The following is a 25355-nucleotide window of genomic DNA, read 5'->3' as shown; positions in this document are numbered from 1 at the left end:
TGGCGCTGCTGTGCGGGGTCCTCGCCGTCCTCTTCGACGTCGCCTACCAGTCCCACCTGCCGGCCCTGGTCGACCGCGACCGGCTCCTCGAAGGCAACGCCCGCCTCCAGTCGAGCCAGTCCCTCGCCCAGGTCACCGGGCCCGGCGTGGGCGGCACGCTGGCCCAGCTCACCGGGCCAGCCTGGCCGGTGCTGGCCATGGCCGCCGGGTACCTGACGTCGACGCTGCTGCTGCGCCGGGTGCGGGAGACGGACCCGCCGGGGCCCGCGGACGGCGCGGACCGGCCGCTGCTCACCGAAGTGCGGGCCGGGCTGCGGTTCCTGGCCCGCAGCCGCACCCTGCTGGCCATCACCTGCTGCACGGCGACGGCGAACTTCTTCACCGGTGTCCTCAGCGCCGTCCAGGTCCTCTTCCTGACCGGCGCGCTCGGCCTGACCGGGTCCGCCGTCGGGGCCGTCCTGAGCGTCCTCGGCCTCGGCGGGGTGCTCGGGGCGCTGTCGGCGTACCGCGTCGTGCGCCGGATCGGCCAGGCCCGCGCGGTCTGGCTGGTGCCGCTCGCGACCTTCCCCGCGCTGCTGCTGGTGCCGCTCGCGGGGCCCGGTGCGCTCCTGGTCCCGGCGCTCGCCGGTCTCCTCGTCACCGGGTACGGGGTCGTCGTGTACAACGTCGCCCAGGTCAGCTACCGCCAGGTCGTCTGCCCGGAGGCCATGCTGGCCCGGGTCAACGCCACCGTCCGCTTCCTCGGGTTCGGCGCGATGACGCTCGGGGCGCTGGCCGGGGGCGTGCTCGGCGAGTACCTGGGCGTCCGGGGCGCGCTGTGGGTCGCGGCGACCGGCACCGCGCTGGCCACGCTGTGGGTGATCTGCTCACCCCTGCGCGGCCTGCGCGACTTCACCCCGACGGCCCCTTCGACGACGGGGGCGTAGCAGCGCACGGGGACGGGGACGGGCCACCGGGGGGACGGGCGGGCCCGCTGGCGGGACGACCCACGGGGAGTACGCGTGGATGCCCGCCACGGGGACCGTGCCCGGCGGGCGGGCCCGGTGCCCCGGTCCCCCGGTCGCCCGATGCCCGGTCCGTGCCCGGCGGGCTGCCCCAGAACCCCGTCCCGTGCCGTGCCCGGCGGGCGGTCCCCGGTGTGTTCGTCGTGGGCCGTTCTCCGTCCGCGTCCCCCGCGCACATCGATCGCACATCGATCGCGCACGGCCCGCACCTCGCGCGCACACGGCACGCGTCTCCCGCGCGCCCTGCACACGAATTCCCCTTCCCAGGCGGCCCGTTCGTCCCGTTTCACCGCCGTTCGCGCGTTTCGCCACCCGTTCGTCTTTGTTGCCGCACAGGTTGGTGAGCAGCGGACCCCATGGCCAGCGACTGCCGCGGCGGAGAACCTTGGAACAGCGGCGATTCCACCCCGGAAACGCCCCATCTCCCGCCGAAACACAGGAGCGTACCGTGATAGCCAGCCGCCCCGTCACCGCCGCGATCGCCGTCGCGCTGCTCGCTCTCGGCGCCGTATCCGGCGCGCAGAGCCCGGTGTCCTCGCGCCTCTCCGCGGGCGCCGCCACGGCGTTCTCCGACGACAGCGGCTGGGGCCGTAAGGCACCCGTCGGCGGCGCGTCGGTGCTGGGCGTCGGCTCCCCGACCGACGACAGCGGCTGGGGCTGAGCCGCCCGCGGGGGCGATCCGCACCCCGCCGACCGGCACCGCGCGTCCGGTTCCACCCGACCGCTCCCGCCGACCGCCACCACGCGTCCGGTCCCGCCCGACCGGCACCGCCCGTCCGGTCCCGCGCCCCGAGCCACCGGAACCGGCTCCGCCCGCCCGACCGTCCGCCCCGAGCCGCCGGGAACGACCCCGTCCGACCGTCCGCCCCGGGTGGGCCCGCGGGCGCCGGGGTCCGCCCGGCCGACCAGAAGGACACACGTCATCCGATGGTTCCCGAAGCGATCGCATCGCTGAGCGACCGCGAGCGCGAGGTGCTGGCGCATCTCGCGGACGGCCTCACCTACGCGTCCATCGCGCGCCGCATGAATCTGAGCCCGCACACCGTCGACACCTATCTGCGCCGGATCCGCGCGAAGACGAAGGCCCGCAACCGGGTCCATCTGCTGCGCCTGGCCTTCGCGTTGACCCCCGCGACGGAGGAGCCGGCCGCCGCACCGCGGAGCTGAGGGGACGGCACCCGAGGGGGCGGGCGGGCCCGCTTCGGGCCCGTCGCGTCGCGGCCGCCGCCCTCCCGGGCGGCAGGTTCCGTGTGGCGCGAATACGTGACTACAGGTCAGGCCGCCCGAACTGAACAATGTCTCTCACACCGCCGTCGGACGGTGCCGGGACACCTGGGTCCCGGTGACAGGCATTCACGGAACCAGCCGACTCGACGGCGCCCGCCGCCCCTCGTCCCCGGGGCCGGGCGGACGCGAGATCGGAGAGCTGTGCCTGAGCCCAGACGGCTGGAGAAGCCGCTCGAGTCCTTCGTCCAGGAGCTGGCGCTGTGCGTCGCGACGAACGGGGACAAGGGACCGGCGCTGCTGTGGCCCGAGGACTTCGACACGCTGCCCGAGCTGCTGCGCATCGCGCGGCCCTCCTATCCGCGCAAGGGCTGGCCGTACGCCGCCGAGAACGGGCCCCCGCCACCCGACGAACCCCAGGAACGCCCCGCGGCCCCGGGCTCGCGGGCCGAACTCCTCGCGTCCTCGCTCGGTGAACTGCTGGGCCTGCGGGTCCGGCCCGCCTTCCGCTTCATGCGCTCCCTGTCCGTGGGCGGACGGCGCACGTCGGACGGGACGGAGTGCACGGTGACGGTGCTGGAGGGCGCGTGCCGCTGCACGCTCACGCGCGGGGAGGGCGCCCCGGACTCGGGCCCCCGGGGCACCGTGGACCTGCGCCTGCGCGCGGGCGGGACACTTTTCGTGCCCCGCGACCACGTCTACAGCCTGCTGGACGTCCACACGCCGACGGTGCTGCTGGAACTCGTCCTGGGAGAAACGGACTGACGTAACGTCAAGCACCGTCAGTTGCAGCGGAGTTGCTCGGCAAGCAGCCCGACCCGGACGACCGCCCGACGACCAGCGCGCCCGAACGCCCGCCAATCCGCGACCCGTTCAGGCCCCCCGGGCCGCTAAGCCCTCTCGGTGCCCTCGGCCCCCTCGTTCCCCCTGCCCTCCTCCGCCCCCGCGGACCGCTCCGGCCTCCGCGCGGCCCCGGAGTCGGCGTCCGGGCCGGAGACCGGGGCGGGACCCGGGACCGAACCCGGGGCGGGGTCCGGGCCGGAATCCGGGACGGGATCGGGGCCGGAGTCCGGGCCGGGGATCTCCTCGTCGACGTCGTCGCCCAGCAACCCCCGGGTGGCGACGGCGAACCCGGCCTGGAAGCGGCTTCCGGCGCCCAGCGTCTGCATGATGTCCGCGATGTGCTTGCGCGTGGTGCGCAGCGACATGCCGAGGCGACGGGCGATCGTCTCGTCCTTCCGGCCGGTCGCGAGGAGCCGCAGGATCGTCCGGTCCAGGTCCTTGGCGACCGCCTCCAGGCCGTCCGTGGCGGCGTCGGAGAACGGCTGGGCCTCCGTCCACACCTGCTCGAACAGCTCGCACAGGAAGTGCACGACCGACGGCTCGCGGATGACGACCGCGCCCCACGTCCCCTTGTGGTCGGGCAGGAAGGCGAGTTCCCGGTCGAAGACGATCATCCGGCCGAAGAGCTGGTGGGCGGTGCGGTACTCGGCTCCGAGGGCGCTGGCCATGGCCACGTACGCCTGACTCGGGCTGTTGAAGCGCGCGGTGTGGTGGTAGAGGGTGCGGATGCGCACCCCCCGGGCGAGCACCTCGCTGTCCCTGGCCAGCGCGTCCGTGAGGACCTCGGGGGCGCGCGTGCCGCCCGGCTGGACAGTGATCATCTCCTCCCGGCACCGCTGGGCGGCCCGGTCGAGGGCGACCCGCACCTCGGTCAGGGCCGGGATGGTCTGGAGGGCGGCGGGAGCACCCCGCAGCCCCTCCTCGTAGTGCGCGGAGAGCTGGGCGAACTGGTCGCGGAAGGCCCGCAGCGAGATCTGCTGCTCGCGGATGGACCTCTCCAGCGGCGCGGTGGCCACCGCGGCGGCCAGGTGCGGGTCGACGGCCCGCATCACCCCGTCGTCCTCCGCGTCGGGCTGGATCAGGCCCAGGTGGACGAGGGAGTCGACGGTCCGCGTCACCGACGCCTCGTCGAGCCCCAGTTCCCCGGCCATCCGGGACAGATCGACCTGGCGGTGGAGGGCCAGCCACCGGTAGACGGCCACCTCCTCGGCGCCGAGTCTGTCGCCCACCCCGAACAGGTGGCCATCGGCCTGCTGCCTCAAAGTCATCCCCTGTCTGTGACGAATAACGCGGGAACGCCGGACACCGCGCGGCTCCGCTCTCCGACCACCGGGCGCCGCGGCTTCGACGTGCCGGGGGCGAGCGGGCTCGCGCCACCCCCGGGGAATCGATTCACCTGGGCACGGCGGGCGACCGCGCGGGCACCGGGCCGACCGGCACCGGCAGCCGCCGCGCCCGGGTCGCCGACGGCCGCGCGGCAGGACGTGCGCCCCGCGACGGGGTCGAGAGACTGTCGTGTGTTCATCGCATCCGTTCCCCTGGACGGCCCGCGTGCACCACACGGACCGTTGTGCCGACGAGAGTTCACCGAGTTGTCGTCGAGGACCGTCCGGTCCGGCCCCGTGCGACGCGGTCGGCCGCGGTGGGGGCGTGCCGGAGCCGCACCACGGCAGCCCCGTCCGGCCTCACAGATCGCCGGACGCGCCCCCGGTCCCCGCACCGCGCGCCGCCGGTCCGCACCGGCGGCCCGGCGGACCGGAGCCAGTCCCTCGCTGGGCAGGCAACACCTTAGCGTCCAGGTCGGTGACGCGACATGACGACTTTCGACGGCGGGCACCCCGGAACACCCGGCGGCAGGCCGAGCCCCCGCGCCCACCGGACCGCCCCGGGCGGGCCGCACTTCTTCCCGACCAGCGCGGTGTTCTGGCGCACTTCTTCCGGACAGAGTTCGGCCACGGCGTCATCCTTCCCCTCCGTCCCGGGGGACATACCAGCGGGGCAGACGGGGGCGGGGCTCAGCCCTGGCGGGCGGTGGCGTGCACGGAGCCGAGCAGGCCGAGCGCCTGCGCGCTGGGGCTGCCGGGTTCGGCGTGGTAGATGACCAGTTGCTGTCCGGGCACGTCGCGCACGTCGAACGCGTGGTAGGTCAGGGAGAGTTCACCCACGTCCGGGTGGCGGAAGCACTTGTCGCCGCGGGTCTTGCCGCGCACGTGGTGGCTCTCCCAGAGCCGGGTGAAGTCCGGGCTGCGCGAGCTGAGTTCGGCGACGAGGTCGGCGAGGCGCGGGCTGCCCGGGTCGACGCCGGACGTCTGCCGCAGATGGCCCACCACCGCCTCGGCGTTCTCCTCCCACCGGGGGTGGAAGGTCCGGCCCAGCGGGTCGAGGAAGACCATGCGGGCCAGGTTGTCCATCGGTTCGAACGGCGCGTAGACCGCCTGCGCGAGGGAGTTGGCGGCCAGGATGTCGAGCGTCGGGTCGATGACCAGCGCGGGGGTGTGGGTGTAGCCGTCCAGCAGGACGCGCAGCGCGGGGTCGACACGGCCGGTGACTCCGGCGGCCCCCCGGGAGGGCACGGTCCCGGCGAGCCGGTGGAGGTGGGCGCGGGCGTCGCCGTCGAGGAGCAGCGCGCGGCTGAGGGCGTCCACCAGTTGCGGCGAGGGGCGGCGTTCGCGGCCCTGCTCCAGCCGCGTGTAGTAGTCCACGTTCATGCCCGCCAGTACGGCGACCTCCTCGCGGCGGAGACCGGCCACCCGGCGCACGCCGTGGCTCGGCATCCCGACCTGGTCCGGCCGCACACCGGCGCGCTGCGCCCGCAGGAACTCCCCCAGCTCGTTGTCCTTCATGCCCCCAGGCTAGGACGCGGCCCGGAACGCCGCCTGGGTGTGCCGTACCCAGGCAGCAGGCGGCCTGGGCCGTGCGGCACGACCCGCACAGACTCGGTCTCCTCCGAGAGAAGAGGCAGTCGTGACAGACATGACAGAGATGACGGGGACGACCGGGCGGGCGGCCAAGGTCGTCCTGATCACCGGGGCGAGCAGCGGGATCGGGGAGGCGACCGCGCGTCGCCTCGGCGCCGACGGGCACATGCTGTTCCTCGGCGCGCGGCGCACCGACCGCCTGGACCGGCTGGTGGAGGAGATCACCGCCGCGGGCGGCACGGCGGCGGCGCGGCGGCTGGACGTCACCGACGCGGCCGACGTGCGGGAGTTCGCGGCGGCGGCCGAGGCGCGTCACGGCCGGGTGGACGTGATGGTCAACAACGCCGGGGTGATGCCGCTGTCGCCCATCGACGCGCTCAGGACCGACGAGTGGGACCGCATGATCGACGTCAACCTGCGGGGTGTCCTGCACGGGATCGCCGCCGCGCTGCCCCTGATGCGGGCGCGGGGCGGCGGGCACTTCGTGAACGTCGCCTCGGTCGGCGCGTACGAGGTGTCGCCCACCGCGGCCGTCTACTGCGCCACGAAGTTCGCGGTCCGGGCGGTCTCCGAGGGGCTGCGGCAGGAGTCCGGGGGTGACATCAGGGTCACGCTGGTCTCGCCGGGCGTCACCGAGTCCGAGCTGGCCGACAGCATCGGCGACCCGGTGGCCCGGGAGGCCATGCGGACGTACCGGTCGGTGGCCGTGCCCGCGTCCGCGATCGCGGACGCCGTCGCCTTCGCCATCGGCAGGCCGCCGGAGGTCGACGTCAACGAGATCGTGGTGCGGCCCGCGGCGAGCGCCCAGTGAGCCCGGACCCGGCCGGGCGGCCCGCCGTCCCCACCGTCCCCGACACGCACGACCTGGCCCGGAGGGTGCGGGCGCTGGAGGACCGGGACGCCCTGCGGGCCCTCATGATGCGCGGCTGGTGGGCGCTGGACCGCAAGGACTGGACGACGTGGTCGGCCTGCTGGACCGAGGACGCGGTGCTGGAGTTCGGCCCCTGGGAACGGGTCCGGGGCCGGGACGCGGTCCGCGCGAAGGTCGAGGAGGCCGAGTCGCCCTACGCGACCATGCAGCACCACATCCTCAACCTGCACGTGGACGTGGACGTGGACACGTCAGGAGACCGGGCGACTGGCACCGGCTACATGTGGTTCGTCGCCGTCACCGCCCCCGGACGGACCACGACGCCCTACGCCATGGGCGGCCCCTACGACTGGGAGTTCCGCAGGGAGGACACCGGGTGGCTCCTGTCCCGCCAGCGCCTGGGCGTGTGGTGGACGACGGGCGAGGACACGGTGGGGGCGTTCGAGGGGGACTGACCGGGCGGGGCCCGCCGCCGTCCGACGAGGAAGGGAACCTCCGCCGGCGCACCGCCCCGCCCGCCCCGCGCGCCGCCCGCCCCGCGTCCCGGAGGACGGGCGGACGGCGGGAACGACAGAGCGCCCTCGCCGGTGCGGTGAGAAGCTCGATCCATGCGAGCACCGGACGGCTCAGCAGCAACGATGAGCCCCATCACGTCCAGCAGGACCCTCTTCGCCCTGGCGAGGGCCCTGCCCGTAGCGGTGCTCGTGGCGGTGCTGACGATCGAGCTGTCCCCCGCCCGCTTCCTCTACACGGGGCCGCTCCTGTCCCCGGCCCCCGCGCTGGCCGCCGTCACGATGGGCCCGGTGGGGACCGGCTCGGTGGCCCTCGCGGCGGGGGCGGTCAGCAGCATCACCGCCACCTACAACCACGCCTGGGGCACCGGGCAGGTCTATGCCAATCTGCTGGCCCTGGTGGTGGTCTCCGTGGCCAGCCTCACGACCAGCACCGCGCGGGTGCGCAGGGACCGGGAACTGGCGCGGGTCCGCCGGATCGCGCAGGTCTCGCAGGACGTGGTGCTGCGCCCCGTGCCGACCCGGGTCAAGGACGTGCGGGCCGCGGGCGTCTACCTGGCCGCCGAGGCGGGGGCGCGCATCGGGGGCGATCTGTACGAGGTGCTGGCCACTCCCTTCGGGGTCCGGATCATCGTGGGGGACGTGCGGGGCAAGGGGCTGCCCGCGGTGCGCTCGTCGGCCGCGGTCCTCGGCGCCTTCCGCGAGGCCGCCCAGTACGCGCCGGAGCTGCCGGAGGTGATGAGGCGCTGCGAGGCCGCGCTGCGCCGTGAGCTGTCGGGCGCGGAGAGCCGTTCACGGCAGACGGAGGCGCGCGGCCCCTCGGAGGAGTTCGTCACGGCGGTCCTCGCCCAGGTGTCGGACGCGGCCGTGGTCGAACTGGTCAGCCGTGGCCATCCCCCGCCGCTGCTGCTCCACCGGGGTGCGACGGACGCCCTGGAGACGGTGTCCTCGCTGCCGCCGCTCGGCCTGGAGGAGTTCCTGGACACGGCCGACATGCGGGTGGAGACGTACCCGTTCGAGCCGGGCGACCGGCTGCTGCTGTACACCGACGGAGTAGTCGAGGCCCGCGATCCCGGCAGGAGGTTCTTCGACCTGTCCGCGCACCTGACGCGGCTGCGCGACGGGCCCCCGCAGGAGCTGGTGGACCAGCTCCTCGCCTCCCTCCTTGACCACACGCGGGGACATCTGGAGGACGACGCGGCGATGATCCTCCTCGAACGGGACCCGCCCCGCGACTCCTCCGCCCGGGGCCTCCGCTGACCGGGCGCGACCCCAGGCCGTCCGGGCTCAGGACTCCTTCAGGTAGGCGGAGAGCTTCCCGATGAGCCGGGCCGCCTCGTCGAGACTCCGGGCGGTCTCCCCCAGGTCGCCCGCGAGGAGCCTGCCCGGACCGTCGGCGGTGGACGGCTCGCCGGAAACGTCGGACCACGGACCGGGGACGGCGGTCCCCCGGTACCCGGTGGGGGCGCCCTCCCGCAGCGCGCGGTAACCCGTGAAGTCGACGGTGTCCGTGTCCGCGGGACCGGGCTGCGCGGCGCCGCCCGCGAGGAGCTGCACGCGGGAGAGCTGGGTCAGGTCGGAGCCGTTGTTGCGCTCGATGCGGAGCCGGTAGCGCGAGTAGGACGCCGGGTGGGCGACGGAGTACTCGCGCGCCTCGTGCCTGCCGTGGAAGCGCTCGTCGGCGCGGGAGTCGACGGCCGTCCAGTGGACCCCGTCGTGGGACCCCTGGAGCGACCAGTCACGGGGGTCCCGGTCGGGCGCGTCGTTGGCCGAGGTCAGCCGGTAGGCGGCGACGGCGGCGGGCTGGGCGAGCGTGAAGGTCACCTCGGCCGTCTCGTCGCGCGCCAGCCACTTGGTGCGGGCCTTGCTCACGAGGTTCTCGGCGACCTCGGCCCACTCCTCGAACTCGTCGCTCGCGTCGATGCCGACGACCGTCGGGGTGATGTCCCGCAGCTCGCCGACGGGCGCGACGGCGGGTGCAGCGACGCCCCCGCTCAGGGCGAGCGAGGTGGTGTCGCCGTTCCGGTCGGTCCAGGTCACCCGCTCCAGCGGCGCTCCCCCGTCGTCGAGGAGCAGCCGCAGCTCGCCGGACGGGGTCCAGACGTCACCGCGCGCCTCCTCCGTGGAGAAGCGGCGCAGCCGGGTCCCCGCGGTGCCGTCCGGGTAGGCCAGGCGCTCGGTGAGCGTGCCGCGGTACTCGGTGACTTTGGCGTCGGCCGCCCTGCGGTGTCCCAGGAAGCCGGAGAGGTCGGCGCCGAGTCCGACGGACGCCTCCGAGCCGTCCGTCCCGCGCCAGGAGAGCTGCGCGGGCACGGCCCGTCCGCCGGCGTCGAGGTGGAACCGCACCGGGGGCGCGGGCTGCCAGGCGGTGGTGCCGGGGGCGCGGACGTGGGTGTCGAAGGTGACCACGGACCGCGCCGCCGTCCGGGCCGCCATGGCGCGCTCGGCGCGGTCCTGGTCGTGCGCGGGCGCCACGGTGACGGCGGCGATCCGCAGCAGCGCGTCCGAGCCCTCGGGGTTGCGCACCTCCAGGAGGTTGGCGCCCGCGGTCAGCGCGTCGGCGGGCGCGGTGAGCACGACACGGCGCGCCCCGGAGTCCGCCCCCTCGCCGCCCGTCTCCAGGCGCTCCGCGAGGGCCTTCCCGTTGAGCAGGACGTCGAGGGGCGCGGACGTGCCGGGGAGGGTGACGGTGACGACGGCGTCGCCGGGCTCCCGGCCGTCCTCCGCCGGCGCGTCGACGGTGAAGTCGACCTTGATGTGCCCTCCGGGTCCCAGCGCGAGATGCGTGGGGGCGATCCCGCACCGGTGGTGGACGACCACGGCGTTGGAGAGGCGTGCCGGGGTGCTGGAGAAGTCGGCGAAGACGGGTACGGATCGCATGGGTGTTCCTCTGCGGTTCGGAGCGCACCGGCAGAACCGGCACGCGGCGCGTACGGCGAGACCCGATCACTGGGACCGGACCCACAACGTAACGGCGCCCACTGACAACGCCGTTGCCTCGCAGGGGAGTTGGAAGGGACATGAGCGCTGCGGCGGCGGGGCGGCCTGCCGGTGGCCGGTCCGCTTCACGGTCGACCGAGAGCGCACCGGCCGCCACCACGACATCGGCCTCCCGCACGCTCGCGGCAAGATCAGCGGTACGGGAGTGGCAGTAGGTGACCGTGGCGTCCCGGGCGAGCAGGAGCATCCCGACCGGCTTGCCGAGGATCGCACTGCGCCCCACGACGACGGCACGACGGCTCGTCGATGTGCGCAGTCGTCAGACCGCTCCCCGGTGGTGCTCCACCTCAGCGCCAGTCACGGCCCAGGACGCACTGTAGTGGACCCCGCCCGCGCTCATCCCGAACCGGCGGCAGTCGCCCCCGCCGTCCCGCGTCGCCCCTCCCCCGCCTCCTCAAGCGCTCCCCGCCCCGCCTCCCGACGCGTTCGACGGGTGTCGGATGTCGGGTGTTTCCCCGGTGTTGAGGTCTCCTCTGCCTCCATGCGGAGGATTTGAAAAGATCGCTGATAATTTTGTATGGCCGCGAGGGGCCCCAGAGCGGCTGGGGGCGAAAGGGATGGCGGGCCACGTCAGAGGCGGCTGCGTCGACCCGCGCGAGCTACACGTAGTGCGGAGGGAGGCCCAGCCGTGACTGAGGCGGGGCAGGGGCAGGGGCCGGGGGGCCCTGAAGAGAAGCGGAACCGCAGGTCATCGGGGCGGAGGGAGGACGACGGCGCCCCGTCGGGTCAAGAGGGCGCCTCGTCGGCCCGCCGGGAGAGCGGCGCGGGCCGGCTCACCGGCGACGGGTCCGACGGCCCGGGGCGCTCGCGGGACCCCGAGACACACGACGGGCGGGACGGTCGGGACGGGACCGAGGACTCCGGGGGGAACCGGCGTCCCCGTCTCGATCCCGAGCGCCTCGACCGTATACGGCGCCTCGCCCGTGCCGAGCGCACCGAACGCACCATGCAGCTCAAGTTCGAGCCCCCGCCCGCCGCCGACGAGACCATGCAGCTCAAGGTGGGTCCGCTCCCGGAGCGCACCGAGCCGAAGCAGGGCGACCGCCCCGCTCAGAGCGACCGGAACAGCCGGAACGCGGCTCCCGACGCGCCGGATCCGGTCACGGACCCCGCCGAGGACGGGCCCGCCGAGCGGTCGTCGCGGCCCGAGTCCCCGGCCGCCGGGTCGCCCGAGCGGCCCGAACCTGCCGCGCGCCGCGGCCGTCTTGGGCGCCTCGACCGTCGCCGTCATCCCGACGCGTCCGCCTCGGAGACGGCGTCCCCGCGTCCCCGCACGCCCGCGGACCGACCCGAGCGACCTGAGCGATCCGATGCCGCCGAGCGGGCCGACCAGGTCGGAGCGCGTGGGGCGGCCGAGGATTCCGGGGCCCGGACGGGCTCCCCGCCGGAGTGCCCCTCGCGCCCGATCAGACCATGCAGCTCAAGGTCCCCCCGCCGCCGCCGAAACGCGCGCAGGGGTCGGGGGACGACCCCGCCGCGCCCGCCGCTCCGGACCAGACCATGCAACTGCGGGTGCCGCCGCCCGAGTTGCTCATGGCCGCCCGCAGCGGGCGGGCCGACCGGCGCAAGGCCGAGCGGCCGCCGCCCGCGCCCGCCCGGCTGCTGGCCCTGGTCACCGCGCTCGGTGCCCGGCTCGCGCCGTACGTCCAGCGGTTCAGGCCCCGCTACCCGCGGCCCGGACGGACCGGCTGGCGGCGCTGGGTGCCGTCCTGGCGGCAGTCGGCGGGCGCCGCGCTCGCCGTCTTCGGGGTGAGCGGGCTGTTCCTGACCGTCGCCTACGCGGCCACGGACATTCCGGCGAACCTCAACACGTACGCGACCCAGCAGGACAACGTCTACTTCTGGTCGGACGGGACGCCGATGGCGCGCACCGGCTGGGTGCAGCGGCAGGCGATGCCGCTCAAGGACATACCGGAGGACGTCCGCTGGGCCGTGCTCGCGGCCGAGAACGAGAGTTTCTACAGCGACCCCGGCGTCTCCTTCAAGGGCCTCACCCGCGCCGTGTGGCGCACGGTCGGCAAGGGCGACACCCAGGGCGGCTCGACCATCACCCAGCAGTACGTCAAGAACGTCTACCTGAACCAGAACCAGACGGTCAGCCGGAAGTTCACCGAGGCCATGATCGCCCTCAAGCTCGACAACCGGATGAGCAAGGACAAGATCCTGGAGGGCTACCTCAACACGAGCTGGTTCGGGCGCGGTACGTACGGCATCCAGCGGGCCGCGCAGGCCTACTACGGCAAGGACGTCAGTGAACTCAACGCGAGCCAGGCCGCGTTCCTCGCGTCGCTGCTCAAGGGCGCGGGCCTGTACGACCCGACGCTGAGCGCCGCCAACCACGCCCGCGCGGTGGAGCGCTGGAACTGGATCCTGGACCGGATGGTCAAGGCCGGGAAGCTCTCGGCGAAGGAGCGGGCGACGTACCGGACCTTCCCCGAGCCGCTGAAGCGCAACCCGCTGTACGACACCGGCCAGCAGAGCGACTACCTGGTCGAACTCGCCTCCCAGTACGCGCAGAAGGCCGGTCACATCGCGGCCAAGGACTTCGACCTGGGCGGCTACCAGGTGTACACGACCTTCGACCGGAAGCGGGAGGCCGCGCTCGACAAGGTGGTGGAGAAGGCGCGCAAGGACGCCCGGCAGGACGATCCGAAGAAGGCGTCGACCGCGCACTACGGTGCCGCCTCCGTGGCGCCCGACGGCCGCATCCTGGCCGTCTACGGCGGTCCCGACCACCGCAAGCAGGGCTACAACGAGTCCAACGCCACCACCGTGCCCGCCGGTTCGGCCTTCCTGCCGTTCGTGTACGCGGCCGGTCTCGAACACGGTGTGGTCAAGGAGCGCGGCGGGGCACGGGAGCAGATCACCGCGCAGTCGGTCTACGACGGCGACGACGACATCCCCGTCAGCACCCCGGAGGGGCCCTACTGGGACCGCAGCGGCAAGAAGGTCTCCACGCACAACGACGGCGAGAAGTCCTGGGGGAAGATCACCCTGCGCGAGGCGCTCGCCCGGTCGGTGAACACGCCGTTCATGCAACTGGGCATGGACACCGGCCTGGACAAGGTGAAGCAGACCGCGCAGGCCTCCGGGCTGCTGGCGTCCAGCATGGGGCCGCAGGTGCCGTCCCTGTCCACCGGCACCTCCACGCCGAGCGCGATCCGGATGGCCAGCGGGTACGCGACGTTCGCCGCCCAGGGGCAGCACACCGAGCCGTTCTCGGTGCGCCGCATCACCCGCAACGGGACGACGATGCGCCTGGACAAGCCCGGTTCGGGGCGCGCGATGGACGCGCGGGTCGCCGCCGAGGTCGGCCAGGCGCTCGCCGACTCCTTCCGCACCGCGCACCCGGGCGCCGCTCCCGCCGGGGCGGCCGTGTCCGGCAAGGCCGGGACCACCGGCGACGACAAGGCGGCCTGGTACGTCGGTACGGCCCGCACGGTGTCGACAGCCGTCGTCGTGTACCGGATGGATCTGGCCAAAAGTCTCGAACCGCTGCCCCTGGAGGGGCTTGCGGGAACTGGGCAGGACAGCGTGGCGTATGACATCTGGACGGGTGCCATGAGCCCACTCGGCTGACCACCGGGAGCCCTGGCGACAGGACCGGCACCACCAGCCCGTTCGCGACCGCACCCGCACCATCGGGACCCCCCTCGCAGATTTGAGCCCTGTATGAAGTCGACCTCCGGCCGCCGCCGCAAGGCACCGGCGCCCCGCCGTACTCCCCCGCCCCGGTATCTGATCGTCGCCGCCGTCCTGCTGGTGGTCTGCTCGGTCGTGGCGGGCTACCTGGTCCTCGACCATTCGGACGGCGACGCGCGAGCCGCGTCCGGCGGCAAGAACGGATCGGCCGCCGGCGGCACGACGAAGTCGAACCAGGAACCCGCCTGGGACGGCAAGGTCAAGGTCCTCGGGGACGGCTCGACCTCCTACACCGGGCCGCAGAAGAACGAGTTGAAGGCGGAGCCGCTCAAGCCGGGCGAGAAACCACCGCAGTTCGTCGTCTTCTCCTGGGACGGGGCGCTCCAGGGCGACGACGAACTCTTCTCGCACTACCGGGAGCTGGCCAAGGAGTACGACGCCCACATGACGTTCTTCCTCACCGGCATCTACCTGCTGCCGAAGAGCAAGAAGGACCTCTACCACCCGCCCCAGCACTCGGTCGGCTCCGCCGCGATCAGCTACCCCACCGACGAGCACATACGCACCACGCTGACGCAGCTCGCCGGGGCCTACGAGGACGGCAACGAGATCGGCACCCACTTCAACGGCCACTTCTGCGGCGCCAAGGGCGGCGGCGACTGGAGCGTGGCGGAGTGGAAGAGCGAGATCGACCAGTTCTACGACTTCGTGGAGAACTGGAAGACCAACACCGGCTACAAGGACCTGCCCGCGCTGCCCTTCGACTTCCGCAAGGAGGTCGTCGGCGGCCGCGCTCCCTGCCTGGAGGGGCAGCCCAACCTGCTGAAGGCGATGAAGAGTTACGGCTGGCGCTACGACGCCAGCTCGCCCGGCGACTTCCAGATATGGCCCGCCAAGAAGGAGGGCTTCTGGGACTTCCCGCTGCAGATGCTGCCGTACCCCGGCGGCAAGTACCAGGGCCTCTCCATGGACTTCAACTTCCTGTACAACCAGTCCGACGGCGAGGTCTCGGGCGACCCGTCCAAGTACCCCGAGTGGGAGCAGCAGGCCGTCGACTCGTACATGGCGGGGTTCAACCGGGTCTACTACGGCAGCAGGGCACCGCTGTTCGTCGGCAACCACTTCGAGGACTGGAACGGCGGCATCTACATGAAGGCCATCGACCAGGTGATCAAGCAGACCTGCACGAAGAAGGGCGTGAAGTGCGTGTCCTTCAAGGAGTTGGCCGACTGGCTCGACGTGCAGAAGCCGGAGACCCTGGAGCGGATGCGCGGTCTCGACCCGGCGCAGTCCCCGGACTGGTCGACGGTCGTCAAGTGAGCCCGGAAACAGTCTGATTCCGTTTGCGGACCTCCCTTCACAGTCCCTGCACCACTCGTGCGAGGATGCGGACGCGCGCGGTCGGTGTACCGGCGTAGAGGGGAACATCGTTGAAATCGAGAAGATTGAGCCGTACGCGTAGCCGTGCCGGCATAGTCACGGTGGCCGCGGCCTCCGTGGTCGCCGGTGCCGTACTCGTACCCAACTGGAGCGCGGGCGCGGCCGTCACCGACGACCCGACCGTGGACGCGGCCACCAAGGCCACCTTCCAGCGGCTGGCCGACGCGGTCTTCGCGGACCGTACGCAGGCCCTGGTGGACGACACCGCGACCGGCGGGAAGCGGCACCAGCAGCGCACGCACGGCTTCACCGGCAAGGTGCGTCTGTCGGGGACCCAGTCGCGTGAGGAGTCGTCGACGCTCGACGCGCTCCGTACGCGCAAGTCCCGGCTGGCGAAGCTCGGTGAGGAGTACAGCGCGGCGCAGACCAGCGTCAAGCTGGACGCCACCCGGGTGAAGGGCCGCAGCGCCAAGGTCGCGGTCACCGAGACCACGGCGCTGACGTACGAGCGGGCCAAGGCGGGCGAGCCGAAGACCACCGGCTTCCAGGCCCACCACGAGCTGACCTTCAAGGCCGACTCGAAGGGTGTCTGGCGGCTGAGCGGTGTGCGCAGCACCGACGACGGCTACCTCGCGGTCAACCAGGTCGAGAAGCCGGCCGTCGCCGCGCCGGCCGTCGCGGCCGACGACGACAACCCGCCGTCGGCGCCCCGCGCGGCCACCACGCGGCCCGCGCCCGCCAACGCGAAGAACATGACGGCCAGTGGTTACGACTACAAGGCCATGGTCGCCTACGCGACGAAGTACTGGAGCAAGTACAACACCGACTACCCCGACTTCAACGGGGCCGGGGCCGGCGGCGACTGCACCAACTTCGTCAGCCAGTCCCTGAAGGCGGGTGGCTGGAAGCACGTTCCCGGCTACACCTACGACTTCAAGAAGTGGTTCGGCAACAACGAGATCCAGTCGGACTCGTTCGTCGGCGTGAACGAGTTCTCGTGGTTCGCGCTGTCGTCGAAGCGGGTCACCAGCCTGGCGAACGTCTACCAGATGGACATCGGGGACGTTCTCCAGATGGACTTCGACAAGGACGGGTCGAAGGACCACACGATGATCGTCACCTCGCGCAACGCGCAGGGCGTGCCGTTCGTCACGTACCACTCGACCAACACGTACAACCGGTCGGTGGCGAGCCTCGTCGCGTCGTACCCGAACGCGGCGTACTACGCCTACCGCACCTGATCGGCCCGTAGCACCGCACGCGACGGCGTGATCCGGACCGGAACCCCGGTCCGGATCACGCCGTTCGGCTCTCCGGGCGCACGCGGACGCCCGGGGTCAGGAGCCCGCCAGGCCGGGCTTCGGCTTCGCGGACGCGCGCCGCCCGTCGACGGGCAGGCCCGCAAGCAGGGCCCTGCGACTGGCCCTGACGTGTTCGCGCATGACGCGCTCGGCGCTGTCGCCGTCCTTCTCCAGGATCAGTTCCAGCACCAGGTGGTGCTCCCGGTCGGACTGGCTGGCGCGGCCGGGCTGGCTCAGCGAGGTGTTCACGAGCCGGGAGTACGCGAGCTGGTTCATCAGGATCCGGTAGTGGGCCTGCAGCTTGCTGTTGTCGGACCCGGCTATGAGCAGGTCGTGGAACTCCTGGACGAGCGCCGCGTACCGTTCCCGGTCGTCCTGCTCCACCGCGGCGTCGGCCTCCCGGAGGTTCCGTTCCAGGGAATCGATCTCCGGGACGCGGCCGCGCTGGGCGAGCAGGCGGGCGGCGGCGCCCTCGATGAGTTCCTTCATCTCGAAGAGTTCGGTGATCTCCCGGCGCGAGGGCGTGGTGACGAACGTCCCGACCCGGGGCCGGATCTCGACGAGTCCCTCGGTCTGGAGCTGCTTGAGGGCTTCCCGCACCGGTGTCCTGCTCACGCCGAACTCGTCCGCGAGGACCGTCTCCGAGAGCGAGGCCCCGGGTGCGACGTCGCCGTCGATGATGCGTCTGCGCATCTCCGCGATCACCCTGGCCTGCATCGACCCGTTCTTCACTTCGCCCGCGTCGCGATTCATCGCCTGTTTCCCCATCTCTGGTACCGCCGCCCACCGGATCATCCCAGAGACGTGAGCGCCCCACCGTCGAAGAAGCTGCCCGCGCTGTAGACCATGGGCGGCAGTTCGGTGACCGCGGCGTGCACCACGCGGCAGACGAAGACGGTGTGGGTGCTGGCCCGCAGCCGCTCGCGGATCCGCACTTCCATCTGCGCGCTGCTGCGGGCGATCAGCGGGCTGCCGAACGGGCCGCTCTCCCAGTCCAGGTCCGCGAACTTGCCGGCGGACTTGGCCGCGAACGTGCCGACGACGTCGAGCTGCCCGGTGGACAGGATGTTGATCGCGAGGTGGTCCGCGCGGAAGAGGCAGTCGTGGGTGGACGAGGTGTGCTGGACGCACACCATCACCGTGGGCGGGTCGAGCGAGATGCTCGAGAACGCGTTGACGGCGAGACCGCGGGGGGTGTCTCCGTCCATCGCGGTCACGACCGTCACGCCGGTGACGAACTGCCGGTTCACCCGCTTCATCACGTCGAGGTCGGGGGTGGAGGCAAGCGCGGTCATGGGGGTGCTCCTAGTCATCTCGGTCGTCGGTCCTGTCCCGGTCCCGCCGTCAGTCCTGGCCCAGGCTGATGATGCCCAGCGCCACGAGCAGCGCCCGGGGGTCCCACGTGACGTGCTCCTCGGCGATCAGGTCCCCGTCGAAGCGGGCGAACGTGGCGCCGCCGATGTCGACCCGCCGCTTGGTCGGCGGAACACCGAGGAAGGCGTTCTCGTGGGTCCCGCTGCTGTGCCAGCGGATCGCGGCCCGGTCACCCTCGATCACGATGTCGTCGATGACGGTGGTCAGGTCGGGGAACGCCGCGCGCGTGGAGACGATCGCCGCCTTGAGGACGTCCGGGCCCTGCGGGTGCGGGTCCGTGCCGTGGCGCAGGTACGCCGGGCTGAGCAGCCCGTCGAGCGCGTCCACGTCGCCCTTCCCCCAGGCCCGGACCCACGCTGTCTCGATGCGTTCCCTGCGGGCGTCGGCGGTGTTCGGCATCTCTTCCCCTTCTCCATCGAAGGGCCGGGGGCGGGGAACGGGAGCGGGGCTGCGCGCCCCGCCGTCCGTCGCGTCCTCGACCCGTGCGTCGCCGGTGGCCGCGTCCTCACCCGTCTCCAGGTGAACGGGCACCGGCTTCCCGGGGTCGAAGGTGAACCCGGCCTGCTCTGACATACAAGAAGCAGTAAGGCACGGCACTGGAGGAGCGTCAAGACCCCGACAGGGAGAGGCCCGGCCCCACGCCTTCCGACTCGCAAAATAACCAGTTCACAGCAGTGTGTGACCGTCACGCGGGGGTGTGGACCGGCATACCGAGGGCATCTCCGCAGACCTCTTGACGGCTCCGAGAACCCGTGCCTAGGGTCCTGTGCCATGCAAGAGGGCTTGAAGCAAACAGACGAGAGCATCGGTCTCCGCAAGCTCGTGCTCTACCGCGACGCCGTCCTGACCGAGGCGGGTGAGGCGCCCGCGCGGCCCGTGTGGCGGGCCAGCGTCGCCGCGGTCGTCCGCAATCCGTGGCTGGGCTCGGGCCCCGCCACCGACCTGGTCCCGGAGCAGGCGCGGATCGCACCCGTGCTCGCGCGGCTGCTGACCGACCGGCTCATCGCCTCCCTCGGCGGCGTGGACGCGATCGAGTCGTTCGGCAAGGCCGCCATCGTGGGCACGGCGGGCGAGATCGAGCACGCCGGGGCGCTGATCCACACCCCGTACTTCGGCAACCTCGTCCGCGAGTTCCTCCGGGGCGAGTCGATCATCTGCTTCGCCGACACGCGCGCCGAGGCCGGGGAGTCCCTGATCGTCCCCCTGTGGCACAAGACGCAGGCCGCGACCCGCAGCCACTACCAGACCGTCAGCGTCCGCGTCTCCGACGGACCGCGTGCGGACGAGATCGTCGTCGTCGCCGCCGCGTCGACGGGGCCGCGCCCGCACCCCCGCATCGGAGACCGCAGGACCGACCCCGCCGTCACCACAGAAACCCTGGAGGTTGTTTCCTCATGAGCGTCCGCAGGATCGTGACCGTCGTCGAGGAGATCCACACCGAGGGCGGCCGCCCGCTCGCCCGTCCCGCCCGGATCGCCGTCGTCGCGGCGGTGATCGACAACCCCTGGGCGGGGCAGGGCTTCGTGGAGGACCTGGCCCCCGGCATCGAGGCGCACGCCTCCGACCTCGGGGCGCTGCTCGCCCCGGCGGTCCTCGACGCCCTCGGTGAACCCGCCGAGGCGTACGGCAAGGCCGCCATCGTGGGTCTGGACGGCGAGATCGAGCACGGCTCGGCCCTGATCCACACGCTCAAGTTCGGCGACCACTTCCGCAAGGCCGCCGACGCCACCACCCTGCTGCCCGCGGTCGAGAAGCGCGGCCCCGCCGGAGTGGTCTTCGACATCCCGCTCAAGCACATCACCGACGCCACGATCCGCTCGCACCACCAGAGCTTCGAGGTCCGCGTCAGCGACGCCCCGCACCCGGGCGAGATCGTCGTCGCGCTCGCCGCCGCCGCCCAGGGACGCCCCCAGCAGCGTCTGGCACCCCTCACGACCGAACAGTAGGTGCGCGATGAGCCAACCGACCGTGGTCCTGCTGCACGGCGTCGGACTCGACCACACCCTGTGGGAGCCCCTCGCCTCCCTGCTGGCCGACCGCTTCACCGTGATCGCCCCTGACCTGCCCGGTCACGGCACCCGCCGCCCGGTGCGCGGCACGGTGACGCTCGCCGACCTGGCCGACGGGGTGGCCGACGAGATCCCGGCCGGCGCGCACCTGGTCGGGTTCTCCCTGGGGGCGCTGGTCGCCCAGCACCTGGCGCTGCACCGGCCCGAGCGGGTGGCGACCCTGACCTCGGTCAGCTCGGTCTGCCGGCGCACGGCCGCGGAGCGCGCCTCCGTCCTGGCCCGGCTGCGCACCGCGGAGAGCGACTTCACGGCGAGCACGGTCGCCTCCCTGCGACGGTGGTACGACGGCACCGACGTGGACCCCGGCCAGGTGGCCCGCACCGAGGCCACCCTGCTCGCCAACGATCTGGCGTCCTTCCTCGCCTGCTACCGGGTGTTCGCCACCGCGGACACGGAACTCGGACCCGGCCTGGGCTCCATCGCCGTCCCCGCGCTCGCGGTGACGGGTGGGGACGATCCCGGCTCCACCCCCGAGATGACCCGGCGGCTCGCCGCGGCCCTGCCCGACTGCCGCGCGGTGGTCGTCCCCGGGGCGCGGCACATGCTGCCCGTGGAACGTCCCCGGGAGCTGGCCGGCCATCTCACCGCCTTCCTCGGAGAGTGTTCCCATGTCTGACCCCACCACGTTGCGGCACGTCATCGGCGGCGAGCAGGCCGAGCCCGCCTCCGGCGCGTACTTCGAGAGCACCAACCCGGCCACCCGCGAGGTCCTCTACCGGGCCGCGCGCGGCGACGCCGCCGACGTCGACCGGGCCGTGGCCGCCGCGCGGAGCGCCTTCGAGGACCCACGCTGGCGCGACCTCAGCCAGACCAGGAGGGGGCACCTGCTGCGCCGCCTCGGTGAGCTGATCGCCGAGAACGCCGAGGAACTGGCCCGGACGGAGACGCTGGACAACGGCAAGCTGCTGCGCGAGATGCGGGGGCAGCTGGCCGCCCTGCCGGAGTACTACCACTACTACGCGGGGCTCGCCGACAAGATCCACGGCGACTTCATCCCGACCTCCGACCGCCGGGTGCTCAACTACACGGCCCGGGAACCGCTCGGCGTGGTGGGCGCGATCACCCCCTGGAACTCCCCGCTGACGCTGACCAGCAGCAAGCTCGCCCCGGCCCTCTGCGCCGGGAACACCGTCGTGGTCAAGCCGTCCGAGCACACCTCGGCGTCCGTCCTCCGGCTCGCCGAACTGGCCCTGGAGGCGGGCTTCCCGCCGGGCGCGGTCAACGTCGTCACCGGGTTCGGGGCCGAGGCCGGACAGGCCCTGGTCGACCACCGCGACCTGGCGAAGATCTCCTTCACCGGCTCCACCGCCACCGGGGCCCGGATCGCGGCGGCGACCGCGAGCCGGTTCATCGGCTCCACCCTCGAACTCGGCGGCAAGTCCCCCAACATCGTCTTCGGGGACGCGGACGTCGCCAACGCGGCGATGGGTGTCGTGGCCGGTGTCTTCGCCGCCGCGGGACAGACCTGCATCGCGGGCAGCCGGGTCTTCGCCCACCGGTCGGTCTACGACGAGCTGCTGGAGCGGGTCGCCGGGCGCGCGCGGACGATCCGGATCGGCGACCCCCTCGACGAGCGGACCGAACTCGGGCCGCTGGCCTTCGCCGACCAGCGCGACAAGGTAGCCGGGTACGTCGATCTCGGCCGGGGCGAGGGCGCGCGGGTGCTGACCGGCGGGCAGGCCACCGACGGCGGCCTCGGCGGCTACTTCTACGAGCCGACCGTCCTCGTGGACGTCGACAACGGCATGCGGGTCGTCCGGGAGGAGATCTTCGGGCCGGTGGTGGCCGTCATGCCCTTCGACACCGAGGAGGAGGTCGTCCGGCTCGCCAACGACACCGACTACGGGCTCGCGGCCGGTGTCTGGACGACCGACCTCGCCCGCGCGCACCGGATGGCGGGCCGCCTCGACGCCGGGACGATCTGGGTCAACACCTACCGGGCCATGTCCCCCATGTCCCCGCGGCAGGGCTTCAAGACCAGCGGCGTCGGCGTCGAGCACGGCACCGAGGCCGTCAAGGAGTACACCCGCCTGAAGAGCGTCTGGATCAACACCAGCGAGGAGCCGGTGGCCGATCCGTTCACCATGCGGAGCTGACCGGAAACCGGCGCGAGAGAACGGGAACGACATGCCGCAGGTCGCCATCACCCTCGCGGAGGGCCGCAGCCCGGAGCAGATCCGGGCCCTGCTGCACGCAGTGCACACAGCGGTCCAGCGCACCACGGACGCCCGGCCCGACCACATCCGGGTCGTCGTCCACCAAGTCCCCCGGTCCCACTGGTCCACCGGCGACGTCACCCTCACCGAGGCGGACGCCGCGGGCACCGGACCGGCCGGGCCGGCCATCGACGCACACCACGGCCGGGACACGAGCCGACGCCCGGCCGACGCGCAGCAGGAGGAGCAGTCATGAGGTTTTCGTTGTTCGTGCACATGGAGCGCTGGGACGAGGAGGTCAGCCACCGCCGGCTTTTCGAGGACTTCACCGAGCTGGCCCTGATGGCCGAGGCCGGCGGCTTCAGCACCGTGTGGGTCGGTGAGCACCACGCGATGGAGTACACCATCTCCCCGAGCCCCATCCCGCTCCTCGCCCACCTCGCCGCGCGGACCTCCACCATCCGGCTCGGCGCCGGGACGATCGTCGCCCCGTTCTGGAACCCGATCCGCGCCGCCGGCGAGTGCGCGCTGCTCGACGTCATCAGCGACGGCCGGATGGAGGTCGGACTCGCCCGCGGTGCCTACCAGTTCGAGTTCGACCGGCTGGCGGGCGGCCTCTCGGCCCGCGACGGCGGCAAGCACCTGCGCGAACTCGTGCCCGCGATACGGGCGTTGTGGCAGGGCGACTACGCGCACGACGGCGAGATATGGCAGTTCCCGACGTCGACCAGCGTGCCCAAGCCGGTCCAGCGGCCCAATCCGCCCATGTGGGTGGCCGCCCGCGACCCCGACTCGCACGACTTCGCCGTCGCCCAGGGCTGCAACGTCATGGTCACCCCGCTGATGAAGGGGGACGAGGAAGTCGTCGACCTGAAGCGGAAGTTCGACACCGCGGTCGCCAACCACCCCGAGGTGGCGCGTCCCGAGCTGATGGTGCTGCGCCACACCCACGTGCACGCTCCGGAGGAGCCGACGGGATGGCGCCCGGCCGCGGAGGCGATCAACCGCTTCTACCGCACCTTCGACGCGTGGTTCGGCAACGAGACCACCCCGCGCGACGGGTTCCTCGACCCCAGCCCGGAGTCGAAGTTCGCGGACCGCCCCGAGTTCGCGCCGGAGTCGCTGCACAGGACGGCGATGATCGGCACGCCCGACGAGGTCATCGAGCGGCTGCGCGCCTACCAGGAGCTCGGCGTCGACGAGTACAGCTTCTGGATCGACACGGGGCTCTCCCACGCGGAGAAGCGCGCGTCGCTCGAACTGTTCATCAAGGAGGTCGTCCCGGCCTTCCGGTAGCCACACCCCCGGCTCCGCCCGCCCGGCAGCGGCCGTACCACCTCCAACGGCCGCCGCGGACGGACCCGTTCGACGAGGCGCGCACCCCTCACCCCCTGACTCGCGCCCCCCTTCACACACGCGGACCGCCCGTCCACGACGGCCGGGCGTCCGGCGCCCCCGGGTGAACCCCCGGCCCCCGGCCCCCGCCTCCAGCCCCACCACCAGCCCGCCCACCAGCCCGCCCACCGAAAGCAGCCTCCGCTTCCCGTCCCCAGGAGCACGCCATGTCCAACGATGCCACGGCGCCCGTATACGGCAGCGCGGTCACGAAGGTCGAGCCCTTCGGCGTCGACCACATCCCCGACAACGAACGGCACGGCAAACCGAGTTCGCAGTTCTTCGTCTGGTTCGCCGCCGGTCTCAACTTCCCGATCATCCTGCTCGGCTTCAGCGCCGCCTGGTTCGGGCTGAGCTTCGGCGCCGCCGTCACCGCCATCGCGGTGGGCGCTGCGGTCGGCTCGCTGCTGATGGCCGTGATGTCCCTCATGGGGGTACGCCTCGGGGTGCCCCAGCAGATCCAGGCCCGCGGCCCGCTCGGCTTCTTCGGCAACTTCCTGCCGGTGGCCTACATCAACGTCTTCGCGGGCATCGGCTGGGCCGCCGTCACCGTCATCCTCGGCGGCAAGGCCTTCGCCGGGCTGACGCATCTGCCGTTCTGGGTCTGCGGGGGCGTGCTCACCGCCGTCCAACTGGTGGTGGCGATCTTCGGCTACAACATGATCAATTACCTCCAGCGGGTCCTCACCTACGTCCTGACCCCGCTGTTCCTGCTGATCACGGTGGTCGCGGTGGTGCGCGGCGGCAGCCTCTTCCACACCAACACGCACGCCGCCGGGTACATCGGCTCCACCGGCGGCTGGATCACGTTCGGCGGCTGGTTCCTCTCCTTCCTGGTCGCCTGGGCCCCCTTCGCCTCCGACTACTCCCGCTACCTCCCCGACACCCCCGAGGTCGTCAGCCGCACCTCCTGGTACACCGGCCTCGGCAACTTCGTCACCATCTGCTGGCTGGGCATCCTCGGCGTGGTCGTCGGCGGCAGCGCCACCAGCTCGGACTCCATCACCGCGCTGCACGAGCTGGCCGGGCCGTTCGCGGTGCCCGCGCTGATCGCCGTCGGCCTCTCGGCACTGGCGCAGAACTTCCTGAACGTCTACGGCGGCGCCATCTCCGTGCAGACCCTCAAGGTGCCGATCAGCCGCTCGCAGGCGGTCACCGTCATCTGTCTGCTCGCCTACGTCATCAGCCTCTGGGGCGAGTCGGGCACGGAGGACAAGTTCAAGGTCTTCCTCAACCTCACCGCGTACTTCATCGCGCCCTTCGCGGTGGTGCTGCTCCTCGACTTCTACCTCGGCGGGCGCTCCGACCCGTCCCGGATCAAGGAACTCTACGACCGGCGACGGGTGCTGGGCTGGGGCTTCGTCGCCTGGGTCGGCGGGGTCGCGGCCTCCGTCCCGTTCTGGCAGTCCAGCTTCTACACCGGCGCGTTCGCCAGGGCGTACCCGGGCGCGGGTGACCTGAGCATGTTCGTCGCGGCCGGGACGGGGGCGGTGCTGTACCTGCTGACGTACCGCCTCAAGCCCCTGTGGGTGCGCGACGAGGCGACCCCGTCCGCACCGGGCGGACCGTCGGCCCAGAACCCGACGGCCCTCACCCGCTCCTGACCGGACGGTCCGGGCAACGCGCGGCGCCGGGGGCGGCGCCGCTCACGGCACGGGCGTCCCCC

At 72.6% G+C, this 25355-nt stretch carries 23 protein-coding genes and 1 pseudogene; 17 read left to right on the top strand and 7 right to left on the bottom strand.

Annotated elements, in window-relative coordinates; all coding sequences use genetic code 11:
- The 4 genes from GA0115242_RS16090 to GA0115242_RS16075 all read left to right on the top strand — a co-directional run.
- The coding region (locus tag GA0115242_RS16090; protein WP_093828944.1) for an MFS transporter at window positions 1-926 on the top strand (926 nt) is incomplete at its 5' end.
- A gap of 526 nt (window positions 927-1452) precedes the next feature.
- On the top strand, window positions 1453-1665 hold the full coding sequence (locus tag GA0115242_RS16085) for a hypothetical protein (protein WP_093828942.1): 213 nt from the start codon (window positions 1453-1455) through the stop codon (window positions 1663-1665).
- A gap of 266 nt (window positions 1666-1931) precedes the next feature.
- Window positions 1932-2171, top strand: coding sequence for a response regulator transcription factor (locus GA0115242_RS16080; protein WP_093828940.1), 240 nt, complete (start codon window positions 1932-1934; stop codon window positions 2169-2171).
- A gap of 261 nt (window positions 2172-2432) precedes the next feature.
- Window positions 2433-2993, top strand: coding sequence for a hypothetical protein (locus GA0115242_RS16075; protein WP_093828938.1), 561 nt, complete (start codon window positions 2433-2435; stop codon window positions 2991-2993).
- Between the two features lie 125 nt (window positions 2994-3118).
- On the opposite strand, the gene GA0115242_RS16070 is transcribed toward GA0115242_RS16075, so the two are convergent.
- Both GA0115242_RS16070 and GA0115242_RS16065 read right to left on the bottom strand, forming a co-directional pair.
- Complete coding sequence (locus GA0115242_RS16070; RefSeq protein ID WP_237549084.1) at window positions 3119-4339, bottom strand: helix-turn-helix transcriptional regulator; 1221 nt, start codon at window positions 4337-4339, stop codon at window positions 3119-3121.
- A gap of 747 nt (window positions 4340-5086) precedes the next feature.
- Window positions 5087-5914: a helix-turn-helix transcriptional regulator gene (locus tag GA0115242_RS16065; RefSeq protein ID WP_093828936.1), complete on the bottom strand. Its 828-nt coding sequence runs from the start codon at window positions 5912-5914 to the stop codon at window positions 5087-5089.
- A 130-nt stretch (window positions 5915-6044) separates the two neighbouring features.
- On the opposite strand from GA0115242_RS16065, the gene GA0115242_RS16060 reads away from it, so the two are divergent.
- From GA0115242_RS16060 to GA0115242_RS16050, 3 genes are all read left to right on the top strand, one after another.
- Window positions 6045-6800: an SDR family oxidoreductase gene (locus GA0115242_RS16060; protein WP_093828934.1), complete on the top strand. Its 756-nt coding sequence runs from the start codon at window positions 6045-6047 to the stop codon at window positions 6798-6800.
- On the top strand, window positions 6797-7315 hold the full coding sequence (locus GA0115242_RS16055; protein ID WP_256089450.1) for a nuclear transport factor 2 family protein: 519 nt from the start codon (window positions 6797-6799) through the stop codon (window positions 7313-7315). The genes GA0115242_RS16060 and GA0115242_RS16055 overlap by 4 nt, the downstream gene beginning before the upstream one ends.
- 183 nt (window positions 7316-7498) lie before the next feature.
- Entirely contained in the window at window positions 7499-8632 is a 1134-nt protein-coding gene (locus GA0115242_RS16050; protein WP_093828932.1) for a PP2C family protein-serine/threonine phosphatase, read from the top strand.
- Window positions 8633-8659: 27 nt separating this feature from the next.
- Here GA0115242_RS16050 and GA0115242_RS16045 read toward each other — a convergent pair whose 3' ends face one another.
- Window positions 8660-10252: a discoidin domain-containing protein gene (locus GA0115242_RS16045; protein WP_093828930.1), complete on the bottom strand. Its 1593-nt coding sequence runs from the start codon at window positions 10250-10252 to the stop codon at window positions 8660-8662.
- Window positions 10253-10460: 208 nt separating this feature from the next.
- Window positions 10461-10610 (bottom strand): annotated as a pseudogene (locus tag GA0115242_RS16040) (bifunctional 5,10-methylene-tetrahydrofolate dehydrogenase/5,10-methylene-tetrahydrofolate cyclohydrolase); the annotation flags it as partial.
- A 1175-nt stretch (window positions 10611-11785) separates the two neighbouring features.
- Here GA0115242_RS16040 and GA0115242_RS16035 point away from each other — a divergent pair.
- The 3 genes from GA0115242_RS16035 (at window position 11786) to GA0115242_RS16025 (ending at window position 16635) form a co-directional block, all read left to right on the top strand.
- Window positions 11786-13951, top strand: coding sequence for a transglycosylase domain-containing protein (locus tag GA0115242_RS16035; RefSeq protein WP_370672288.1), 2166 nt, complete (start codon window positions 11786-11788; stop codon window positions 13949-13951).
- A gap of 93 nt (window positions 13952-14044) precedes the next feature.
- Window positions 14045-15334 carry a hypothetical protein gene (locus GA0115242_RS16030; RefSeq protein ID WP_093828928.1) on the top strand — a complete coding sequence of 430 codons (1290 nt, stop codon included), beginning with the start codon at window positions 14045-14047 and terminating at the stop codon, window positions 15332-15334.
- Window positions 15335-15495: 161 nt separating this feature from the next.
- Window positions 15496-16635 (top strand): amidase domain-containing protein, encoded by a 1140-nt coding sequence (locus GA0115242_RS16025; protein ID WP_256089449.1) that lies wholly within the window; start codon window positions 15496-15498, stop codon window positions 16633-16635.
- 96 nt (window positions 16636-16731) lie between these two features.
- Here the strand turns inward: GA0115242_RS16025 and GA0115242_RS16020 are convergent, their stop codons facing one another.
- Genes GA0115242_RS16020 through GA0115242_RS16010 form a run of 3 tightly spaced genes read right to left on the bottom strand, consistent with a single transcriptional unit; the run spans window position 16732 to window position 18642 of the window.
- Entirely contained in the window at window positions 16732-17448 is a 717-nt protein-coding gene (locus GA0115242_RS16020; RefSeq protein ID WP_237549082.1) for a GntR family transcriptional regulator, read from the bottom strand.
- 38 nt (window positions 17449-17486) lie between these two features.
- A complete protein-coding gene (locus GA0115242_RS16015) occupies window positions 17487-17990 on the bottom strand; it encodes a flavin reductase family protein (protein WP_093828926.1) in 504 nt (167 codons plus the stop codon).
- Window positions 17991-18039: 49 nt separating this feature from the next.
- Window positions 18040-18642 carry an ester cyclase gene (locus tag GA0115242_RS16010; protein WP_237549081.1) on the bottom strand — a complete coding sequence of 201 codons (603 nt, stop codon included), beginning with the start codon at window positions 18640-18642 and terminating at the stop codon, window positions 18040-18042.
- Between the two features lie 210 nt (window positions 18643-18852).
- Here GA0115242_RS16010 and GA0115242_RS16005 point away from each other — a divergent pair, with 210 nt between their 5' ends.
- The 7 genes from GA0115242_RS16005 (at window position 18853) to GA0115242_RS15975 (ending at window position 25293) form a co-directional block, all read left to right on the top strand.
- Complete coding sequence (locus GA0115242_RS16005) at window positions 18853-19467, top strand: amino acid synthesis family protein (RefSeq protein WP_237549080.1); 615 nt, start codon at window positions 18853-18855, stop codon at window positions 19465-19467.
- On the top strand, window positions 19464-20015 hold the full coding sequence (locus GA0115242_RS16000) for an amino acid synthesis family protein (RefSeq protein ID WP_093828920.1): 552 nt from the start codon (window positions 19464-19466) through the stop codon (window positions 20013-20015). Before GA0115242_RS16005 ends, GA0115242_RS16000 begins: the two co-directional genes overlap by 4 nt.
- Window positions 20016-20022: 7 nt before the next feature.
- Complete coding sequence (locus GA0115242_RS15995) at window positions 20023-20754, top strand: alpha/beta fold hydrolase (RefSeq protein ID WP_093828918.1); 732 nt, start codon at window positions 20023-20025, stop codon at window positions 20752-20754.
- Window positions 20747-22234 carry an aldehyde dehydrogenase gene (locus tag GA0115242_RS15990; RefSeq protein ID WP_093828916.1) on the top strand — a complete coding sequence of 496 codons (1488 nt, stop codon included), beginning with the start codon at window positions 20747-20749 and terminating at the stop codon, window positions 22232-22234. Before GA0115242_RS15995 ends, GA0115242_RS15990 begins: the two co-directional genes overlap by 8 nt.
- 31 nt (window positions 22235-22265) lie before the next feature.
- Window positions 22266-22550 (top strand): tautomerase family protein, encoded by a 285-nt coding sequence (locus tag GA0115242_RS15985; protein WP_093828914.1) that lies wholly within the window; start codon window positions 22266-22268, stop codon window positions 22548-22550.
- Window positions 22547-23590, top strand: a complete 1044-nt coding sequence (locus GA0115242_RS15980; protein WP_093828912.1) for an LLM class flavin-dependent oxidoreductase — start codon at window positions 22547-22549, stop codon at window positions 23588-23590. Before GA0115242_RS15985 ends, GA0115242_RS15980 begins: the two co-directional genes overlap by 4 nt.
- A 266-nt stretch (window positions 23591-23856) precedes the next feature.
- Entirely contained in the window at window positions 23857-25293 is a 1437-nt protein-coding gene (locus tag GA0115242_RS15975; RefSeq protein ID WP_093828910.1) for a purine-cytosine permease family protein, read from the top strand.
- Window positions 25294-25355 lie beyond the last annotated feature (62 nt).

The organism is Streptomyces sp. SolWspMP-5a-2, from assembly GCF_900091845.1.
Taxonomy (GTDB): domain Bacteria; phylum Actinomycetota; class Actinomycetes; order Streptomycetales; family Streptomycetaceae; genus Streptomyces; species Streptomyces doudnae.
Note: the sequence above shows the minus strand (reverse complement) of the source record. Positions and strands in the feature narration are given on the sequence as shown.

Bases quoted from the DNA above. Each gene is read 5' to 3' on its own strand.
- GA0115242_RS16080 (WP_093828940.1), top strand. From the start codon at position 1,932: ATGGTTCCCGAAGCGATCGCATCGCTGAGCGACCGCGAGCGCGAGGTG.
- GA0115242_RS16070 (WP_237549084.1), bottom strand. From the start codon at position 4,339: ATGACTTTGAGGCAGCAGGCCGATGGCCACCTGTTCGGGGTGGGCGAC.
- GA0115242_RS16065 (WP_093828936.1), bottom strand. From the start codon at position 5,914: ATGAAGGACAACGAGCTGGGGGAGTTCCTGCGGGCGCAGCGCGCCGGT.
- GA0115242_RS16060 (WP_093828934.1), top strand. From the start codon at position 6,045: ATGACAGAGATGACGGGGACGACCGGGCGGGCGGCCAAGGTCGTCCTG.
- GA0115242_RS16050 (WP_093828932.1), top strand. From the start codon at position 7,499: ATGAGCCCCATCACGTCCAGCAGGACCCTCTTCGCCCTGGCGAGGGCC.
- GA0115242_RS16045 (WP_093828930.1), bottom strand. From the start codon at position 10,252: ATGCGATCCGTACCCGTCTTCGCCGACTTCTCCAGCACCCCGGCACGC.
- GA0115242_RS16035 (WP_370672288.1), top strand. From the start codon at position 11,786: ATGCAGCTCAAGGTCCCCCCGCCGCCGCCGAAACGCGCGCAGGGGTCG.
- GA0115242_RS16030 (WP_093828928.1), top strand. From the start codon at position 14,045: ATGAAGTCGACCTCCGGCCGCCGCCGCAAGGCACCGGCGCCCCGCCGT.
- GA0115242_RS16020 (WP_237549082.1), bottom strand. From the start codon at position 17,448: ATGAATCGCGACGCGGGCGAAGTGAAGAACGGGTCGATGCAGGCCAGG.
- GA0115242_RS16015 (WP_093828926.1), bottom strand. From the start codon at position 17,990: ATGACCGCGCTTGCCTCCACCCCCGACCTCGACGTGATGAAGCGGGTG.
- GA0115242_RS16010 (WP_237549081.1), bottom strand. From the start codon at position 18,642: ATGTCAGAGCAGGCCGGGTTCACCTTCGACCCCGGGAAGCCGGTGCCC.
- GA0115242_RS16000 (WP_093828920.1), top strand. From the start codon at position 19,464: ATGAGCGTCCGCAGGATCGTGACCGTCGTCGAGGAGATCCACACCGAG.
- GA0115242_RS15995 (WP_093828918.1), top strand. From the start codon at position 20,023: ATGAGCCAACCGACCGTGGTCCTGCTGCACGGCGTCGGACTCGACCAC.
- GA0115242_RS15990 (WP_093828916.1), top strand. From the start codon at position 20,747: ATGTCTGACCCCACCACGTTGCGGCACGTCATCGGCGGCGAGCAGGCC.
- GA0115242_RS15985 (WP_093828914.1), top strand. From the start codon at position 22,266: ATGCCGCAGGTCGCCATCACCCTCGCGGAGGGCCGCAGCCCGGAGCAG.
- GA0115242_RS15980 (WP_093828912.1), top strand. From the start codon at position 22,547: ATGAGGTTTTCGTTGTTCGTGCACATGGAGCGCTGGGACGAGGAGGTC.
- GA0115242_RS15975 (WP_093828910.1), top strand. From the start codon at position 23,857: ATGTCCAACGATGCCACGGCGCCCGTATACGGCAGCGCGGTCACGAAG.